Source organism: Plantactinospora sp. KLBMP9567 (assembly GCF_033446045.1).
GTDB lineage: Bacteria > Actinomycetota > Actinomycetes > Mycobacteriales > Micromonosporaceae > Plantactinospora.
Window position 1 is genome coordinate 25,179 of record NZ_JAWQRR010000050.1, and the last position, 17,888, is coordinate 43,066.

14 protein-coding genes are annotated in these 17,888 nt (G+C 73.3%); 4 read left to right on the forward strand and 10 right to left on the reverse strand.

Going from position 1 to position 17,888, the window contains the following annotated elements; translation table 11 throughout:
* Positions 1 to 8: 8 nt before the first annotated feature.
* Positions 9 to 1,769, reverse strand: coding sequence for a hypothetical protein (locus tag R6Y94_RS36855; protein WP_318401076.1), 1,761 nt, complete (start codon positions 1,767 to 1,769; stop codon positions 9 to 11).
* A gap of 139 nt (positions 1,770 to 1,908) precedes the next feature.
* Here R6Y94_RS36855 and R6Y94_RS36860 point away from each other — a divergent pair, with 139 nt between their 5' ends.
* Positions 1,909 to 2,964, forward strand: coding sequence for an App1 family protein (locus R6Y94_RS36860; RefSeq protein WP_318401078.1), 1,056 nt, complete (start codon positions 1,909 to 1,911; stop codon positions 2,962 to 2,964).
* A gap of 64 nt (positions 2,965 to 3,028) precedes the next feature.
* Here the strand turns inward: R6Y94_RS36860 and R6Y94_RS36865 are convergent, their stop codons facing one another.
* Positions 3,029 to 3,382 carry a metalloregulator ArsR/SmtB family transcription factor gene (locus R6Y94_RS36865; RefSeq protein ID WP_318401080.1) on the reverse strand — a complete coding sequence of 118 codons (354 nt, stop codon included), beginning with the start codon at positions 3,380 to 3,382 and terminating at the stop codon, positions 3,029 to 3,031.
* Between the two features lie 139 nt (positions 3,383 to 3,521).
* Between R6Y94_RS36865 and R6Y94_RS36870 the strand changes: the two genes are divergently transcribed.
* Positions 3,522 to 4,373, forward strand: coding sequence for a PhzF family phenazine biosynthesis protein (locus R6Y94_RS36870; RefSeq protein ID WP_318401082.1), 852 nt, complete (start codon positions 3,522 to 3,524; stop codon positions 4,371 to 4,373).
* A gap of 32 nt (positions 4,374 to 4,405) precedes the next feature.
* On the opposite strand, the gene R6Y94_RS36875 is transcribed toward R6Y94_RS36870, so the two are convergent.
* The 4 genes from R6Y94_RS36875 to R6Y94_RS36890 form a co-directional block, all read right to left on the reverse strand.
* The gene (locus R6Y94_RS36875) at positions 4,406 to 6,040 is read right to left on the reverse strand and encodes a thiamine pyrophosphate-binding protein (RefSeq protein ID WP_318401084.1); all 1,635 of its coding nucleotides are present in this window, start codon (positions 6,038 to 6,040) and stop codon (positions 4,406 to 4,408) included.
* Between the two features lie 41 nt (positions 6,041 to 6,081).
* A complete protein-coding gene (locus R6Y94_RS36880) occupies positions 6,082 to 6,843 on the reverse strand; it encodes a cyclase family protein (protein ID WP_318401086.1) in 762 nt (253 codons plus the stop codon).
* A 428-nt stretch (positions 6,844 to 7,271) separates the two neighbouring features.
* Complete coding sequence (locus tag R6Y94_RS36885) at positions 7,272 to 7,793, reverse strand: hypothetical protein (protein WP_318401087.1); 522 nt, start codon at positions 7,791 to 7,793, stop codon at positions 7,272 to 7,274.
* A gap of 236 nt (positions 7,794 to 8,029) precedes the next feature.
* Positions 8,030 to 8,812, reverse strand: coding sequence for a class I SAM-dependent methyltransferase (locus R6Y94_RS36890; protein ID WP_318401089.1), 783 nt, complete (start codon positions 8,810 to 8,812; stop codon positions 8,030 to 8,032).
* Between the two features lie 96 nt (positions 8,813 to 8,908).
* On the opposite strand from R6Y94_RS36890, the gene R6Y94_RS36895 reads away from it, so the two are divergent.
* Positions 8,909 to 10,306: an MFS transporter gene (locus R6Y94_RS36895; protein WP_318401091.1), complete on the forward strand. Its 1,398-nt coding sequence runs from the start codon at positions 8,909 to 8,911 to the stop codon at positions 10,304 to 10,306.
* Positions 10,307 to 10,631: 325 nt separating this feature from the next.
* Here R6Y94_RS36895 and glgB read toward each other — a convergent pair whose 3' ends face one another.
* The 4 genes from glgB to R6Y94_RS36915 all read right to left on the reverse strand — a co-directional run bounded on the left by glgB (position 10,632) and on the right by R6Y94_RS36915 (position 16,925).
* Positions 10,632 to 12,737 (reverse strand): 1,4-alpha-glucan branching protein GlgB, encoded by a 2,106-nt coding sequence (gene glgB, locus R6Y94_RS36900; protein ID WP_318401093.1) that lies wholly within the window; start codon positions 12,735 to 12,737, stop codon positions 10,632 to 10,634.
* Positions 12,725 to 14,773, reverse strand: coding sequence for an alpha-1,4-glucan--maltose-1-phosphate maltosyltransferase (locus tag R6Y94_RS36905; protein WP_318401095.1), 2,049 nt, complete (start codon positions 14,771 to 14,773; stop codon positions 12,725 to 12,727). Before R6Y94_RS36905 ends, glgB begins: the two co-directional genes overlap by 13 nt.
* Before the next feature lie 155 nt (positions 14,774 to 14,928).
* Positions 14,929 to 16,155: a glycogen synthase gene (glgA, locus tag R6Y94_RS36910; RefSeq protein WP_318401096.1), complete on the reverse strand. Its 1,227-nt coding sequence runs from the start codon at positions 16,153 to 16,155 to the stop codon at positions 14,929 to 14,931.
* Positions 16,156 to 16,283: 128 nt separating this feature from the next.
* Positions 16,284 to 16,925, reverse strand: coding sequence for a LysE/ArgO family amino acid transporter (locus R6Y94_RS36915; RefSeq protein WP_412102965.1), 642 nt, complete (start codon positions 16,923 to 16,925; stop codon positions 16,284 to 16,286).
* Between the two features lie 72 nt (positions 16,926 to 16,997).
* Between R6Y94_RS36915 and R6Y94_RS36920 the strand changes: the two genes are divergently transcribed.
* On the forward strand, positions 16,998 to 17,888 hold the full coding sequence (locus R6Y94_RS36920) for a LysR family transcriptional regulator ArgP (RefSeq protein WP_318401098.1): 891 nt from the start codon (positions 16,998 to 17,000) through the stop codon (positions 17,886 to 17,888).

Sequence of the window (17,888 nt, forward strand, 5' to 3'; positions counted from 1 at the left end):
CCGGCCGGTCAGCCCGGGGGACGGAGCGTCGACTCCGGCAGGTAGATCGTGTGCCGCCCGACCCGGGTCACCTGGGCAGGCACCCCCGAGCGGCGCAGGTGGGCCTGGAACGCGGCGTCCGCGGGCGCGCCGGCCTCGAAGACGAAGGCCGGCCGGTCGGCGGCGCCGACCCGCCTCGGGTACGCCGGATAGCGGTCCTGCCCCGGCCGCAGGTTCGGACCGAGCACCGCGCAGGCGATCCGCTCCCGGGTGACGAACACCAGCCGGTTGCAGGTCCAGTACTCGGCGTACACTGCGCTGACCCCGGCCCGCTCCAGGGCGCGGGCGAGCTGCCGCTGCTGCCGCTCCTCGGTCCGGATCGTGCCGATCTCGCCGACCAGGTGTCCGGTGGTGCCGAGCAGCGGCACCATCAGCAGGGCGAGTACGGCGGTGGCGAGCACCCCGGCGAGCCGGGTCACCGGTCCGGTGGCGAGCCGCCCCGACCAGCGGGCGACCAGCCAGAGCGGCCAGAGTACGGCGGGCAGCGAGATCTGCAGGATCGACAGGTACCGGGCGCTGGCCAGCGGCGCGCTGCCGGCGAGCGAACTGCGGGCGTACGCCGCCACGGTGAGCGCGGCGCCGAGCAGCAGGGCGAGTTGGGTGGCGTACCCGACCCGGGCGACCCGGACCGCGTCGCCGGTTTGGATCGCGTCGCCGGCCTGGGCGTGCCCCGGCGTGCCGACGGCCGTGGCGCTGCCGGGCGTTCCGCGGGTCCCGGCACCGCTGCCCGGAGTCGGTCGGCCGGTCCTGACGAGTCCGACCACCGCCAGCACCCCGGCGGCGAGCAGCAGCGCCAGGTAGAGCCCGCCCCAGGACATTTCCACCGGATCGCAGCGCTCCGGCCGGCAGAGCCCGGTGGCGAGCGGGATGCCGACCAGCAGCGCGCCGTGCAGTCGGGCGGTACCCGGCGTCGACTCCGCCTCGCCCTCGCTGACCTGCCGCAGCACGGAGATCGAGTCCTGCCCGGCCGGCGCGGTCAGGTTGTCCACGACCAGCGGTGCGACCCCGAGCAGGAACCCGGCGACCAGCACGGCGCCGGCCGGACCGAGCAGGTCCCGCCAGCAGCCGACCAGCAGCACGGCGAAGGCGACCACCAGGTAGGGCAGGACCAGCCAGTCGTCCCAGACGCAGAGCCCGGTTACCAGGCCGAAGAGGCCGAAGGCCCAGAACCGGTGCCGGGTCCGCCGCTGGCCGAGAGCGAGCGCGATCAGCAGCAGGCCCAGCACGGCGGGCTTGACCTCGGGCCGGCCGCCGACGGTGGTGATCTGGTCCCGGATCACCCGTTCGCCGCCGAGCGCGAGTACCCCCACGGTGAAGGTGGCCAGCCAGGGGGAGTAGAGCCGCCGGGTGAGCCGATACGCCAGGTAGAGGAAGGCGGCGTACAGGAACAGCAGGGGTATCCGCAGCGGGATCCAGCCGGCGCCGAAGAGCAGGAAGAGCGGCGCGGCGAGATAGCTCTGCACGGTGCCCATGTAGTGCTGGCCGTAGAGGAAGACCGGCAGTTCACGGCCGTCCGCGATGTGCAGTGCGGCGAGCCCGAACGTCGCCTCGTCGCTGTTTGAGCCGGGTACGGTCAGCAGGACCAGCGCCAGCCGGTAGGCCAGGGCGAGCAGGCCGAGGCCGAGCGCCACCGCGCCCGGCCGGTCGAGGGTTCGCCACCGCCGCCCCCCGCGCGGCACCGCCACCGACACCCCGCGCCCCCGTCGCCGTCCCGCCTCGAAGTCTCGCACGGCGCCCGGCACCGGAGGTCCGGATCGGCGCAGGTCGCACCGGTTCCGCCCGGTCCGGGTGCCCGGCGCGGGGAGCGTGCCGACGGGTTAGTTGATCTGTCTCGTAGCCGGACCGGGTGCTCTGTGGCAGGGTGGCTAGGTGTCGCTGATACCCGCCGGTCCGGCGCCCGCGCCCCGGCTGCACCGAGCGGCCCGGATCGAGGACGCGGTGCACCAGTTCATCGAGCGTCGCCTGGGGCAGGGCGGGTGGGATGTCACGATCATCCCGTACGCCGGCTATGGCGCGCCCGGGTGGATCCGGGTGCTGGGTCGGGTCCTGCTGACCCGGCTGCGCCGCCGCCCCCGCCGCCGGCCGGAGAAGGTACGCGGCTGGCGTAGCTTCGCCACCCTGCCGGTGCAGCACGCACCGGTGGTGATCGAGGCGGGTGGTCGCCGGCACGAGGCCCGGGCCGACCGGAGCGGCTTCATCGACCTCGTCGTCGAGGCCGACCTGGCGCCCGGCTGGCAGAGCGTACGCCTGGCCAGTCCCGGCGCCGAGCCGGTCGACGCGCCGGTCCGGATCGTCGACCCGGCGCTGCGGATCGGGGTCCTCTCCGACATCGACGACACGGTCATGGTGACGGCGCTGCCCCGGCCGCTGCTGGCCGCGTGGAACACCTTCGTGCTGGACGAGCACGCCCGGATGGCGGTACCCGGGATGGCGGTGCTCTACGAGCGCCTGGTGAACGCGCATCCCGGCGCCCCGGTGCTCTACCTCTCCACCGGTGCCTGGAACGTCGCGCCGACGCTGACCCGGTTTCTGTCCCGACACCTCTATCCCGCCGGCCCGCTGCTGCTGACGAACTGGGGCCCGACGGCGGACCGCTGGTTCCGGAGCGGGCGGGAGCACAAGCGGGCCACCCTGGCCCGGCTGGTCCGCGAGTTTCCGGAGATCCGGTGGTTGCTGATCGGCGACGACGGCCAGCACGACCAGGAGATCTACGCCGAGTTCGCCGCCGAGCACCCGGACAACGTGGCCGGGGTGCTGATCCGCCGGCTATCCCCGACCCAGGCGGTGCTGGCCGGTGGTTTCCCGGCGCCGACGGACAGCACCGACGGCAGCACCCCGGCGGCCGGCCTGCTGGGCGAGCGCTGGTTCTGCGCGCCCGACGGCGCCGGTCTGTGGCGCCTGCTCCGCGAGGCGAACCTGGTCTGAGACGAGCGGCGACCTGGTCCTGGCGCGAATCTCGTCCGAGCGCAGGGCGGAGCCGGATCGGTTCTCAGCTCTCCCGGTTCGGTTCCGCCGCCCGGCGGCGTTCGCGTCTGCCCCGGGCGATCTCGGTGCCGAGGGCGTCCAGCCGTTGGGTCCAGAACCCTCGATAACGCTCCAGCCACCGGTCGATCTCCTGGAGCGGGGCGGGGTCCACCGCATAGAGCCGCCGGGTGCCGGCGGCACGTACGGTGGTGAACCCGTTCTCCCGGAGCACCCGCAGGTGTTGTGAGACGCCCGGCTGGGAGATCCCGAACTCCTCCTGCACCACCGCGCTGACCTCGCCCGCCGACCGCTCGCCGTCGGCGAGCAGCTCCAGGATCCGCCGCCGGACGGGATCGCCGAGAACGTCGAACGCGTGCACGCCGCCATCCTTTCAGCGCTCACTTATATAACCGAAGTCTACCCAATCCGGGGATCGGTCCGGACGACCCTACCGGCCCGGACCGGCCCGAGCCGGCACCGGTCCCGACGAGGTGGCCCGGTACTGGTAGACAGGGGCGATGCGGCTCCGTCTGATCCAGATCGACGCCTTCGCCGACCGGGTGTTCCAGGGCAACCCGGCGGCCGTGATGCCCCTGCCCGGCTGGCTGCCCGACGCCGTCCTACAGGCCCTCGCCGAGGAGAACAACCTCTCCGAGACCGCCTTCTACACGGCGGAACTGCCGGCCGACGCCACCCCGCCGCCCGGTGACGACCCCGTCTACCACCTGCGCTGGTTCACCCCGACGGTCGAGGTGGACCTCTGTGGGCATGCGACCCTGGCCACCGCCGGGCAACTCTTCGACGACGTGCACCCGGACGCGCGGCGACTGCTGTTCTGGACCCGCAGCGGCTGGCTCCCGGTGAGCCGGGCCGACCGGGACGGCGAGCTGGAACTGGACTTCCCGGCCGGACGGCTCCGGGCGGTGGCGGACGGCGACGAGGTCTCCGCCGCCGCCGTGGCAGCGCTCGGCATCGAGCCGGAGCACCGGTTCCAGGACAGCGACCTGGTCTACGTGGTACGCGGCGCCGCCGAGGTTCGGGCCGTCGAGGCGGACTTCAGCACCCTGGCCCGGCTGCCGGTACGCGGCGCGATCGTCACCGCCCCCGCCGACAGCGGCGGCGTCGACTTCGTCAGCCGGTGGTTCGGGGCCGGGGCGGGCGCTTTCGAGGACCCGGTGACCGGCTCCGCGCACAGCCAGATCGCGCCCTACTGGGCGGAGCGTCTCGGCCGGACGGCGCTGACCGCCCGACAGCTCTCCGCCCGGGGCGGCACGGTGCACTGCGTGGTCGACGGCGACCGGGTACGCCTGCGCGGCAGTTACCGCCGCTACCTCGACGGCGCCGTCACGGTCCCGGAGTCGGCCGAGTAGCGACCCGGGCCGGTCGGGCGATTTCGTCCGGGTCAGTGCCCGCGGAAAGCCTCCTCCAGCCACCATGCGCCGCGCTCGCTGGTGATCTTGGCGTCGACCACCAGCGGCCGGTCGCGAGGGCCGGCCAGCCAGTCCCGCACCGGGGCGAGGTCGTCGATCTCGCGTACGGTCAGCGCGGCGCAGCCGTAGCCCCGGGCGATCGAGGCGAGGTCGGTGTCGGGAAACTGGACCAGGTCCAGCGGATGGCCGTCCGGGCCGAAGTGGTGCACCTCGGCGCCGTACGCCGCGTCGTCGTAGACCACCACCAGCAGGGGCGGGCCGAGCCGGCTGGCGGTGACCAGCTCGGCCGCCGACATCAGGAACCCGCCGTCGCCGAGCGCCGCCACGGTGAGCCGGTCCGGCCGGGCCACGGCGGCGCCGAGCGCACTGGCCAGCCCCAGCCCGACAGACTGGAACGCCTGGGTGAAGCAGAACCCGGCGACGTCCGGTACGGAGAGGAACATCGACGGATAGCCCATGAAGTTGCCGGAGTCGACCACCACGGTCCGCTCGGCCGGCAGCATGTCGTCCAGGGCGACGGTCAGGGTACGCGGGTCGATCCGTCCCTCGCCGCTACCGTCCAGATAGGGCACGTCGCGCCAGCGCCCCTCGGTCGCGATCCGCTGGCGCAGCTCGGGTGTGCGCTGCGTGCCGGGCGGCCGGCCGACGCCGGGTTCCCGGTCCAGCCAGCGCAGTGCGTACCGGGCGACCCGGGCCACGTCGCCACTGACGTACCGGTCGATCCGGGAATGCAGGGCGGCGCCGATCGGCAGTTCGTCGACCTGGACCACCACGGCCGACGGGGAGATCAGCCGACCGTGCCGGGTGGTCCACATGTTCAGCGTGCTGCCCCAGGCGACCACCAGGTCGGCCTCGGCGATCAGCTCGGCGGCGAGCGGGGTGGCGAAGCCGCCCGAGACGTCGAGATACCACGGGTCGCCGACGAAGAGACCCTTGGCGGCGGCGGAGACCGCCAGCAGCGCGGCGCACTCGTCGGCCAGCCGGATCAGCGGCTCCCGGGCACCCCGGGCGCCGCGGCCGGCGAGGAATACCGGGCGCCGGGCGGCGGTCAACGCGCTGACCAGCGGCTCGACGTCGGGAACCCAGTCGGTGTGGGCGGGCCAGGGATCGAGAGGGCCGGTCCAGGGTGCGATCTCCCGGGCCTGCACATCCAGCGGCAGCCCCAGCAGCACGGTTTCGCCCTGGGTTGCCCGCCGGTAGGCGGCGTCGACGTCCACCACCACGTGCTCGGGGCGTATCCGCTGGTAGTGGATGCCGAGCGCGGTGGCGGTGTGCGGCAGGTCGATGAAGAAGTTCGACCGTGGCTCGGTCGCCTCCGGCGCCAGCACGAGCATCGGGGTCCGGCTCTTGGCCGCCTCGACGATCCCGGTCAGCGCGTTGGTTACCCCCGGCCCCTGGTGCACCGAGAGCACCCCGACCCCGCCCGAGGTACGCGCGTAGCCGTCCGCCATGCTCACCGCGCCGCCCTCGTGCGCGGCGGCCACGAACCGGGCCCCGCCGGCGACCAGCGCGTTGGTGACGTGGAAGTTGCCGCTGCCAACCACCCCGAAGACGTGCCGTACCCCGTGCGCGGCGAGCACCCGACCGACCACCTCGGCGACCCGCATGCCCGTCACACCTGTCCCGTCGCCCGCATCCGCGCCGCCCGCTACCGCTCGACCAGGGCGAGTACCCGGCACGGGCTGCCGGACCCCTGCACGATCGGCAACGGTCCGGCGACCACCACCGCGCCGGTCGGCGGAAGCTGTGCCAGGTTGCGGAGCTGGGTGAGGCCGTACTTGTCGGCGCCGAGCAGGAAGGAGTGGCAGGGGAACGGCGGGTCGAAGGAGTGCGCCGCGCCGGCGTCGGTGCCGACCGTCTCGACCCCGACGCCCTGCACCGGGGCCTCCTCGGCGAGCCACCTGGCGCAGGCCGGGGAGATCCCGGGGGTACGGCCCGCGTTGGCGTACCGCTGTGCGTCGTCGCCGTACGCGTCCCAGCCGGTCCGGTAGAGCAGCCAGCCGCCGGCCGGCAGCGGACCGTGCTCCGCCTCCCAGGCCCGGACGTGTTCGACCTCCAGCAGGAAGTCGGGGTCGGTGGCGGCTTCGGCGGTGTGGTCGAGCACCACCGCCGGGGCGATCAGCCGGCTCGGCGGCACCTGGGAGACGTCGTCGCCGTGCCGGCCGCTGACCCAGTGCACCGGCGCGTCGAAGTGCGTGCCGGTGTGCTCGCCGGTGGTGAAGTTGTTCCAGTACCAGGCCGGGCCGCGCTCGTCGTAGCGACTGATCTCGCTCAGCGCGAACGGGACGGTCTGGCCGAACGGCTCGGGGAGGGCGAGGATCGGCGTCTGCGCCGAGAGCGGGGCGGTGAGGTCCACGACCTCGACCCGGCCGGTGGCGAGCGCGGCAACAAGATCTTGCAGCACGGTCATGGCGGGAACCTACCGGAGTTTCCGGGAAACCGACTCGCGCGATCGGTCAGGAGTTGCCCCGCCCGGCGGCCGGCCCGACCTGTGGAACGGCCGCCCCGGGGGCGTCGACCCACTGGACGGGCGAGCCTCCGGGGCGGGCTGTCACCGGCCGGTGGTCACCGCCGTGTCGGGGCGGTGGACCTGCGGCGCGCCGCAGTACATCGGACGGAGCCGGGGATCCGCCGGGACGCGACAGACCCGGACGACGACCGAGCCGACGACCGGCGAGGCGTTCGGGGCGGGGCCGACTCAGCCCGGGCACGTGGTTCGGCGCCGGTGCCGGCCGACGCGGGACCGGCGGTACCGATGCCGGCAGCCGAGACTGCGGCGACGGCGACCGGGTGGATGGAACGCGGCATTGTGCTCCTCCCAGGGCGTTCGACCGGCCGTCAGCCCCAGTGCAACGAGTAGACCTGGGGCGTTCCGCAGTAGCCGGCCGGCGTCGGCAGCGGTGTCGGGCCGTTCGCCGTCGCGGCCCGGCAGACCTGGACGACGAGGGTGTCGACACCGCCGGACGGCTCCTGTGGGGCGAGCCGGAAACTGTACTTGGTGATGTCGTTGTCCACCCTCGACGTGCCCTGGGCGATGGGGCGGCCGTTGCCGTAGGCGTAGAAGCTGACGAAGCTGAAGAGCCCATCGTCCGGGCAGAGCGGGCCGGGATCGCGATCGTAGGGGCGATCGGCGATGGTGCCGGTGACGGTCACCGAGCCGAGCCCGGGAGGTGCGGAGATCGGAAGGAACTCCAGGGTTCCTTCGGCGAGGCCGTACCGGCAGCTGTCGCCGCTGTCGGCGGCGAACGCCTGCGGTGCGAGAGCGGTGTCGGTGCCGGCCCGGGCGGGGCCGGCCAGTGCGGTGAGGGTGAGCAGGGCGGCGGCGAGTAAGACCGCCGACCGGTGGATCGGTCGCGGCATGGCGTTACCTCCTGGCTGGACGGACGGTGCGGGTGGCGGTGCGTACCTCGGCGGGCGGTCGGGCGCGGGTGCGTGGCGGCCGGAGTCCCGCGGCCGGGCGGGACGTGCCGGCCGCCGGTCGGGGCGGGACTCCGCCTGGCCGGCTGCCGAAGGACATTGTCACACGTCTATCTGACATTTCCAGGAACCGTGCCGGAGGTTGCTGGATCCGGCAGTGCGGGCCGAGCGGCCGGCGGTCAGCGGATCGGCTCGGGGCGGAGCACCGCCAGGTATTCGTGGTGCTGCTGCAGCAGTTCCGGCAGCCCCGGCAGCGCCGTCGGGGCGAACGTCCGGTCCCCGACCCTCAGTTCGGCCAGGATCAGGCCGGTCCCGGCGAGCAGCAGCGAGAGGTCGGCCGGCGAGTAGCAGCGCAACGTCTGGCTGATCCGGCGGTCCGGTTCGGAGACCTGCCACCAGGTGTCCACGGCGGTGCAGGTGACCGGGTCGAAGCTGATCCGCTGGCGTAGGTCGTATTCGTAGCCACGGTCCGGGTCGGGCGTCAGGTGCTCCTCCTCGCCGTCCCACCGCGCCCAGACGAACGGGTTGAAGACGTCGACCAGGGCCACGCCGCCCGGACGGAGCCACTCGGTGCCGATCCGGGTCAGCAGCCGGCGCTGGTCGGCGTCCGTGCCGACCCCGAAGCCGTTCCAGTAGCAGACGACGTCGAAACGCCCGGGCGGGCGTACCGCGTAGAAGTCCTCCTTGTGGACGGTCAGCGACCCGGGCGCGGTCTCCCCGGCGAACCGGCCGGCCAGGTCCACCCGGTCGCTGACCTCGACGGCGGTGACGTCGTGCCCGGCCTGGGCGGTGGCGGCGGCGGTCGCGCCGTAGCCCGCGCCGAGTTCGAGGACCCGCTGCGGCCGGTCACCGGCATACCCGTGCAGCAGCGCCACCCGCCGCCGGTCCTGGTCGGTGATCCGGGCCTCGGCCGGGCCCCACCAGCGGCCGGTCGTCGAGTAGAAGTCGCGTACCCAGTCCATACCGGACAATGCAGCAGAGTCGGCGCCGCCAGGCAATCCGGTTACCGCACCGACCGGGGTTGACCTCAACCAAAGTCGAGCTCCGATCCTGTGCACATGACCGCCACCCCGGGACACGCCGCGAACCCCCACCCCAGGCGTGGTCACGGCACCCGACCGGGCCGCGCCGGTCGGCCGCCCGTCGACGGTACGCCGCCGACCCCGCCCAGGGGTCCGCTCTGGGTACTCCTGCTCGGCTCCACCCTCACCGTGCTGGCCGGGGCGGTGCTGGCGCCGGTGGTCGAACTCCTCCGCTCCGACCTCGGGGTCAGCGCCGGTGCCGCCGGACTGGTGTTGACCGCGCACGGGCTGTCGCTGGCCCTCGTCGGTCCCCTGGTCGGCCGGGCCGTCGACCGGTGGGGCGTGCCCGGACCGCTCGCCGCCGGCCTCGTCGTCTACGGTCTGGCCGGTGGCGCCGGTCTGCTGCTGGACGACTACGTGTGGCTGGTCGCCAGCCGCCTGGTGTTCGGGATCGGCGCCGCCGCCGTCTTCACCGGTACCACCCTCGGCCTGCTCGATCTCGCCGAGGGGGCGGCCCGGGACCGGATGATGGGCTGGCGCACCACGGCGATCAGCCTCGGCGGGGTGCTCTGGCCACTGCTCGGTGGCGCCCTGGGCACGATCTCCTGGCACGCGCCGTTCGCGGTCTACCTGGTCGGCGTCCCGCTCGGTCTGGCCGCCCTCCGGCTGCTGTCTACTACGGACGCCTCCCGGCCGGTGCCGAGGGCCGCTCCGGCCCCACCCGTGTGCAGCGCCGATGCGGCCCGGCCACGGCCGACGGGTGGTGCGGAGGAGACGACGGCGTCAGCGGCGGTCGGCGATCGCGTGTCGGTTCGGCCCGGTTCGCTGCTACGCGGCCGCCCGGGACTGCTCGGGATCTACGCGCTCCAGGCGGTCGCCACCGCACTGCTCTACGGCGTACTGGTGTTCCTGCCGCCGCGCCTCGCCGAGGTCGGTGTCCGGGACAGCTTCCGGGTCGCGCTCTTCGGCGCGCTGCTTTCCCTGGTGATGAGCCTGACCGGGCTCCGGTTCGCCCGGGTGCGGGCCCGACTCGGCTGGTCCGGCCTGCTGCTCCTCGCCTTCGGTGCCTGGACGGTGGCGCTGCTGGTCCTCGCGCTCGGCACGTCGCCGGTCCCGCTGCTGATCGCACCGGCCGTCTTCGGCTTCGGCATGGGACTGGCCGTGCCGGCCCTGACGGTACTGGCCGCCGAACACGCGCCGGCCGACCGGCGCGGGCAGGCGACCGCACTGCTCGGTACGGCCACCTTCGCCAGCCAGTTCGGCTCGCCGCTGCTCTTCGGGCCGGTCGAGGCCGCCACCTCACCGAGCGGAGTCTTCCTGGCCGCCGCCGCGCTCGCCGCGCTGACCCTGCTGGCGGTGCTCGCCACCGGCCGCCGCCTCGCAAACTCTGGTCGCTCTCGTGGAACCTTTCCCTCCACTCGTCGGTGGAAGTAATGGACCCCACCCCGCCGCCCCAGGCCCGGGACCGCGCCACCCAGCTGTTCACGACCGGGCCGGACTCCGGGCCGGGACGGGGGACGGCACTTCACCAACGAGCACGGGCCCGGCGGACAGGAGGGATCGGCCGGAGTCGCTCCCGGCCGCGCCTGGCTCTACGGCCGGGACGACATGTCGGCGACCGGCCCGGACCACGTCCTGGTCACCGGGGACGGACTCTCCTGGAGCCGGTTCGCACTGCCCGACTGAGCCCGGTGCCTCGGCGCGACCGGACGGCCGCGCCGACGTTCCCGGCAGGGCATCGTCGGCGCGGAGATCGGTCTCAGTCCGGGCGGAGCCAGAGGACGCCGAGCGGCGGTACCCGCACCGACGCCGAGGCGGGCAGGCCGTGCCACGGCTGGTCGTCGGCGGTGACCGCGCCGAGATTGCCCACCCCGGATCCGCCGTAGCAGTCCGCGTCGGTGTTCAGGATCTCGGACCAGCGCCCGGCCAGCGGCAGCCCGATCCGGTAGTCCTCGTGCGGCAGCGCGGCGAAGTTCGCCACGCAGACCAGCGGCGAGCCGTCGGTGGCGATCCGGATGAAGGCCAGGGTGTTGTTGGCCGAGTCGTCCGAGACGATCCACCGGAAGCCGGCCGGTACGGTGTCCTGGGACCAGAGCGCGGGATTGTCCCGGTAGCCGCGGTTCAGATCCCGGAGCAGCCGCTGCACGCCGGCCCGGCCCGGATCGTCGACCAGGTGCCAGTCCAGCCCCCGGGTCTCGCTCCACTCCCGGTCGTCGCCGAGTTCGCAGCCCATGAAGAGCAGTTGCTTGCCCGGGTGCGCCCACATGTACGCCAGCAGTGCGCGTACCCCGGCCAGCTTGCGCCACTGGTCGCCGGGCATCTTGCCGAGCAGCGACCCCTTGCCGTGCACCACCTCGTCGTGGCTGATCGGCAGCACGTAGTTCTCGCTCCAGGCGTACACCAGGGAGAAGGTCAGCTCGTTGTGGTGGTGCTGCCGGTAGATCGGGTCCTTGCCGAGATAGGTCAGGGTGTCGTGCATCCAGCCCATGTTCCACTTGAAACCGAAGCCCAGCCCGCCGGCGTCGGTCGATCGGGTCACCCCCGGCCAGGCCGTCGACTCCTCGGCCACCATCAGCACACCCGGATGCTTCCGGTAGACGGTCGCGTTGACCTCCTGGAGCAGGGCGATCGCCTCCAGGTTCTCCCGGCCGCCGTGCTCGTTCGGCAGCCACTCGCCGTCGCCGCGGGAGTAGTCCAGATAGAGCATCGAGGCGACCGCGTCCACCCGCAGACCGTCCACATGAAACTCTTCACACCAGTAGAGCGCGTTCGCGACGAGGAAGTTGCGGACCTCGGGGCGGCCGTAGTCGAAGACGTACGTGCCCCAGTCCGGGTGCTCGCCGCGGCGCGGGTCGGGGTGCTCGTAGAGCGGGGTGCCGTCGAACCGGGCCAGCGCCCAGTCGTCCCGGGGGAAGTGCGCCGGCACCCAGTCCAGCAGCACCCCGATGCCGGCGGCGTGCAGCCGGTCCACCAGGTAGCGGAAGTCGTCCGGGTCGCCGAAGCGCGCGGTCGGGGCGTAGTAGCCGGTCACCTGGTAACCCCAGGAGCCGCCGAACGGGTGCTCCATCACCGGCAGGAACTCCACGTGCGTGAAGCCCAGGTCGAGTACGTACCCGGTGAGCTGGTCGGCCAGCTCCCGGTAGGAGAGCCCCGGCCGCCACGAGCCGAGGTGCACCTCGTAGACGCTGATCGGCTCCTGGTGCGGCTGCCGCCGGGCCCGCCGGTCCAGCCAGTCGGCGTCGGACCACTGGTAGCCGGACCCGTCCACCACCGAGGCGGTGGCGGGCGGCACCTCGGTACGCCGGGCCAGCGGATCCGCCTTGTCCCGCCACTGCCCGTCCCGGGACAGGATCCGGTACTTGTACCGGTGCCCGGCCGCCGCCTCCGGGACGAAGATCTCCCAGACCCCGCTGCTGCCCAGCGACCGCATCGGCCAGCCCTGGTGCGTGCCCCAGCCGGTGAAGTCGCCGACCACCCGCACACCCACGGCGTTCGGCGCCCAGACCGCGAACGACACCCCGCCGCCGTCCGCCGGCCGGGCGCCGAGCGCCGTCCAGAGCCGCTCGTGCCGGCCCTCGGCGATCAGGTGCAGGTCGAGGTCCCCGACGGTCGGCGGATAGCGGTACGGGTCGTCGTGCGGCTCGCCGTCCACCGCCACCCGGTAGTCGAGCACCGTACCGGGGACCGTCGCCTCGAAGATCCCCTCGTCGTGCACCCGGTGCATCGGCCGGCGTTCCCCGCCGATCAGCAACTCCACCGTGCCGGCACCCCGGCGCAGGGTACGGATCACCGTTCGGTCGCCGTCCGGATGGGCGCCGAGCAGGGCGTACGGGTCGTGTGCCGTACCGGCGATCAGCTCGTCCATCCCTGGCCTTCCGGTCCGGCGGGTGTGTCGGTGCGATCGGCCCCGGCCGCGCTCTCCGCACCGCGCCGGCCGTCGTGCGGGTGCACGGTGCAGACGTGCGCGGGGGAGAGGAACGGGTCGAGCCGGACGGCGTTGTGCTGTCCCCAGTCGTACCGGGCGCCGGTCAGCTCGTCGTGCACGGTGAACCGCTCGTGCCAGTCGAAGCCGAGCGCCGGCATGTCCAGCACGGTGTTGCCCCACTGCACCTGCCCGGGGTCGACCGAGCAGACCACCAGCACCGTGTTGCCGGTCGGCTCGTCCCGTTTCGACCAGCAGAGCAGCGCCGGGTTGTCGATCTCGTGGAAGACCAGGTTGCGCAGCCAGTGCAGCGCGCGGTTGTCCCGCCGGATCGCGTTGAGCCGGGCCAGGAACGGGGCCAGCGACCGGCCTTCGGCCTCGGCCGCCGCCCAGTCCCGGGGGCGCAGCTCGAACTTCTCGTTGTCGAGGTATTCCTCGGCGCCGGGCCGGGCCACGTGCTCGAAGAGTTCGTAGCCGGCGTAGATCCCCCAGGAGGGCGAGAGCAGGCTGGCCAGCACCGCGCGGATCTTGAACATCGGCGGCCCGCAGTGCTGGAGGTGCTCGGGCAGGATGTCCGGGGTGTTCGGCCAGAAGTTCGGCCGCATGTAGTCCGCCGCCGCCACCAGCTCCTGGCAGTACTCGCGCAGCTCGGCGGTGCTGGTCCGCCAGGTGAAGTAGGTGTACGACTGGGTGAAGCCGACCTTGCCGAGCCCGTGCATCACCGCCGGTCGGGTGAACGACTCGGCCAGGAAGAGCACGTCCGGGTCGTGCCGCTTGACCTCCCAGATCAGCCAGTGCCAGAAGTCGAACGGCTTGGTGTGCGGGTTGTCCACCCGGAAGATCCGGATGCCCTGGTCCACCCAGTGCCGCACCAACCGCAGTACCTCGGCCCGGATCCCCTCCGGGTCGTTGTCGAAGTTGACCGGGTAGATGTCCTGGTATTTCTTCGGCGGATTCTCGGCGTACGCGATCGACCCGTCCGCCCGGGTGGTGAACCACTCCGGGTGCGCGGTGACCCACGGGTGGTCCGGCGCGGCCTGGAGCGCCAGGTCCATCGCCACCTCCAGGCCGACCTTTCCGGCGGCGGCGACGAAGGACCGGAAGTCGTCGAGCGTGCCCAGGTCGGGGTGGATCGCGTCGTGCCCGCCCTCGGCCGCGCCGATCGCCCACGGCGAGCCGATGTCGTCCGGCCCGGCGACCAGGGCGGCGTTGCGGCCCTTCCGGTTGATCCGGCCGATCGGGTGGATCGGCGGCACGTAGAGCACGTCGAAGCCCATCGCGGCGACCCCGGGCAGCCGCTCGGCGGCGGTGCGGAAGGTCCCGGACCGGGCCGGCTGCCCGTCGGTGGCCAGCACCGCCCCCTCGGAGCGCGGAAAGAACTCGTACCAGGCGGAGAAGAGCGCCCGCTGCCGGTCCACCCAGATCGGCTGGGCCGGCGCACTGGTCAGCAGTGCCCGGACCGGGTACGCCCAGAGCAGGTCGGCCAGGTCCAGCGCGGGGGAGACCCGCTCGGGCAGCGGCCGCTCGCCGTCCCGCAGCGCGATGGCGGCGGCCCGGACCCGGTCCCGCTCCTGCACCGGTACGCCGTCGGCGGCCCGGTCCAGCAGGTCGGCGCCCTCGGCCAGGTCGTTGGCCAGCTCGGCCGGTCCCTGCCCGGCGTCGATCTTCTTGAGTACGGCGTCCCGCCAGGTCAGATAGGGATCGTCGAACGCCTGCACGGTGAAGCTCCACTCGCCCACCGCGTCCGGCCGGATGGTGGCGTGCCACCTGTCGTCGAAGTGCGGGCCGGGGCGCATCCGGACCACCGGCCGCTGCGCACCGTCCGGGCCGCGCCAGGCGACCTGGCAGCCCATCGCCGCGTGCCCCTCCCGGTACGACCGCGCGGTCACCGGGACCAGTTCACCGACCACCGCCTTGGCCGGGTACCGACCACCCGCCACGGACGGCGTCACGTCCTCGATCGGAATCCGTCCACTCACCCTGCCCAACTTACTGTGATTGATCGACGGCCGCGCGTCGGACGCATCCCGGCGGGACGCCCCGGCGCGCCGACAGCCAGGCGTCATGATCCGGGAGCGTCCGGCGTGCCAGGAGCGTCCGGCGTGCCAGGCAGGGCGAGCAGAACGTCCCCGCGTCAGCCGAGGGCTTCCCGGTAGACCGCCATGGTGCGGTCGGCGATGGCGTCCCAGGAGAAGTGTTCGACCGCCCGGCGCCGGCCGGCCCGGCCCAGCTCGACGGCGCGTCTCGGGTCGTCGAGCAGTTCGGTGATCGCGGCGGCCAGGTCGGCGACGAAGCGCTCCGGGTCGAGCGGGGTGCCGGTGCCGTCGCTGGCCTGGGCGATCGGCACCAGCAGTCCGGTCGAGCCGTCGGCGACCACCTCGGGGATGCCGCCGGTGGCGGTCGCCACCACGGCGGTCTCGCAGGCCATCGCCTCCAGGTTGACGATGCCCATCGGCTCGTAGACGGAGGGGCAGACGAAGACGGTGCTGTGGCTGAGGATCTGGATCACCTCGGGCTTGGGCAGCATCTCGGCCACCCAGACCACACCTTCCCGGCTGGCCCGCAGCTCGGCGACCAGATCCTCCACCTCGGAGGCGATCTCCGCCGTGTCCGGGGCACCGGCCAGCAGCACGAGCTGGGCGGTCGGCGGCAGCCGGTGGGCCGCCCGGAGCAGGTACGGCAGGCCCTTCTGCCGGGTGATCCGGCCGACGTACGTCACGCTGGGCCGGTTGGGGTCGACGCCGAGCCGGTCCAGCACGTCGGTGCCGGAGTCGGGGGCGTACTGGTGGGTGTCGATGCCGTTGTGCACCACCCGGACCCGCTCCGGTGCGACCGCCGGATAGGCGGCCAACAGGTCACGCATCATCGCGGCGGAGACCGCGATCACCGCGTCGGCGGCCTCCAGGGCGGTCCGCTCGCACCACGAGGAGAGCGCGTAGCCGCCGCCGAGCTGCTCCGCCTTCCACGGTCGCAGCGGTTCCAGACTGTGCACGGTCACCACGTGCGGCACGCCGTGCAGCAGCTTGCCGACGTGGCCGGCGAGATTGGCGTACCAGGTGTGGCTGTGCAGCACGTCGGCGCCGGCGGTACCGGCCGCCATCGCCAGATCCACCCCCATGGTGCGCAGCGCGGCGTTGGCGTGCGCCAGTTCCGCCGGCTCCGGGTACGCGGTGACGCCCGGCCCGGCGTACGGGGGCTGGCGGGGTGCCCCGAAGCAGTGCACCCGGGTGTCGGCGCGGGTACGCAGTTCACGGGCGAGGTATTCGACGTGCACCCCGGCCCCGCCGTACACCTCCGGGGGGTACTCCCGGGTCAGCAGGTCGACCCGGAGCCGCCGGTCGTCGGACACGGATTCGGTCACAGCCGGCACCCTAGTGCAGCCCGCCCCGATCCGCCCGCTCCTCGACGACGCACTACTTCGGTGCGGTGCTGGCTTCGACCGCGGGCCGAGGGGCACTCTTTCCGACGAGTAGCACGATCCTCGGCAGGTCAGCGGTTCAGCACCAGGGTCACGCCGATGGTGATCATGGTGATCGCGATCAGGGCGTCCAGGACACGCCAGGCGGCCGGGCGGGCGAAGACCCGGCCGAGCAGCCGGGCCCCGTAGCCGAGCGCGGCGAACCAGACGAAGCTGGCGAGCGCGGCCCCGGCCCCGAACGACCACCGGCCGGCCTGGCCGTGCGTGTTGGCGATCGAGCCGACCAGCAGGACGGTGTCCAGGTAGACGTGCGGATTGAGCCAGGTCATCGCCAGCACGGTGAGTACCGCCGTGCGCAGCGTCGAACTGCCGCCGCCGGTGCCGGCCCGGAGGCTCTGGGTGGCGAAGACCCGGCGGGCGGCGAGCAGGCCGTAGCCGACCAGGAAGGCGGCGCCGGCCCAGCGGACCACGGTGAGCGCGACCGGGGCGCGTTCGACCACCGCCCCGATACCGCTGACGCCGGCCAGGATCAGTACCGCGTCCGAGGCGGCGCAGATCGCCACGATCGGCAGGACGTGTTCGGCACGTACGCCCTGCCGGAGCACGTACGCGTTCTGGGCCCCGATCGCCACGATCAGGGAGAGGCCGACGCCGAACCCGGTGATGAGCACGGGCAGCACACCGGCCGTGGCGGCGGCAGAGGAGAGGATCACGGGCTCGACCCTAGGTAACCCGGCCGGACCACTCCAGCTAATCATTCTTACGATTCATTAGGCTTGCTTAACATGGACCTCCAGTTCGAGCAGCTCCGCACCTTCGTCTCCGTCGTCGACGACGGCTCGTTCGAGGCGGCGGCCCGGCGGCTGCACGTCACCCCCTCGGCGGTCAGCCAGCGGATGAAGGCGCTGGAGAGCACCGTCGGCCGGGTGCTGGTCGAGCGCGGCAAGCCGGCCCGCCCGACCCCCTCGGGACAGGTCGTGCTCCGGCTGGCCCGCCAGGTCGCGCTGCTCGCCACCGACGCGCTGCAGGAACTGGGGCAGGACTCGGCCGAGCCGGCGGAGTTCAGCCGGATCCCGATCGTGGTCAACGGCGACTCGTTGAACACCTGGGTACTCCCGGCGCTGGCCACGGCCGCCCGCGAACGGATCTGTGTCGACGTCTACCGGGAGGACCAGGACCACTCGGTCGAGCTGCTCCGCCAGGGTACGGCGATGGCGGCGATCACGTCGGAGTCCCGGCCCGTGCAGGGCTGCGCGGTACGCCCGCTCGGCCGGATGCGCTACCGCCCGATGGCCAGTCCCGAGTACCTCCGGACCTGGTTGCCGGACGGCCCGACCGTCGATGCCCTGGCCCGCGCCCCGATGGTGGTCTTCGACCGCCGGGACGACCTCCAGGAGCGCTACCTGCGGCAGCGGTCCCGCCGGGCCTGGAACCCGCCGCGCAGCTACATCCCGTCCTCCGGGGACTTTCCGGAGGCGATCCGGCTCGGACTCGGCTGGGGGATGGTGCCGCCCCAGCAGAGCGACCGCTATCCGGCCGGCAGCCTGGTGCCGGTCGACCCGGCGGCGGTGGTCGAGGTTCCGCTCTACTGGCAGCAGTGGCGGCTCGACTCCCGGCTCCTCGGCGTACTGGCCGACAGCGTCGCCGTCGCGGCCGCCGAAGCCCTCGACGGGTAG

Excerpts from the sequence above, each read along its gene's own strand:
- R6Y94_RS36870 (WP_318401082.1), top strand. The coding sequence starts at position 3,522 with ATGCGGCTCCGTCTGATCCAGATCGACGCCTTCGCCGACCGGGTGTTC.
- R6Y94_RS36875 (WP_318401084.1), bottom strand. The coding sequence starts at position 6,040 with ATGCGGGTCGCCGAGGTGGTCGGTCGGGTGCTCGCCGCGCACGGGGTA.
- R6Y94_RS36880 (WP_318401086.1), bottom strand. The coding sequence starts at position 6,843 with ATGACCGTGCTGCAAGATCTTGTTGCCGCGCTCGCCACCGGCCGGGTC.
- R6Y94_RS36885 (WP_318401087.1), bottom strand. The coding sequence starts at position 7,793 with ATGCCGCGACCGATCCACCGGTCGGCGGTCTTACTCGCCGCCGCCCTG.
- R6Y94_RS36890 (WP_318401089.1), bottom strand. The coding sequence starts at position 8,812 with ATGGACTGGGTACGCGACTTCTACTCGACGACCGGCCGCTGGTGGGGC.
- R6Y94_RS36895 (WP_318401091.1), top strand. The coding sequence starts at position 8,909 with ATGACCGCCACCCCGGGACACGCCGCGAACCCCCACCCCAGGCGTGGT.
- glgB (WP_318401093.1), bottom strand. The coding sequence starts at position 12,737 with ATGGACGAGCTGATCGCCGGTACGGCACACGACCCGTACGCCCTGCTC.
- R6Y94_RS36920 (WP_318401098.1), top strand. The coding sequence starts at position 16,998 with ATGGACCTCCAGTTCGAGCAGCTCCGCACCTTCGTCTCCGTCGTCGAC.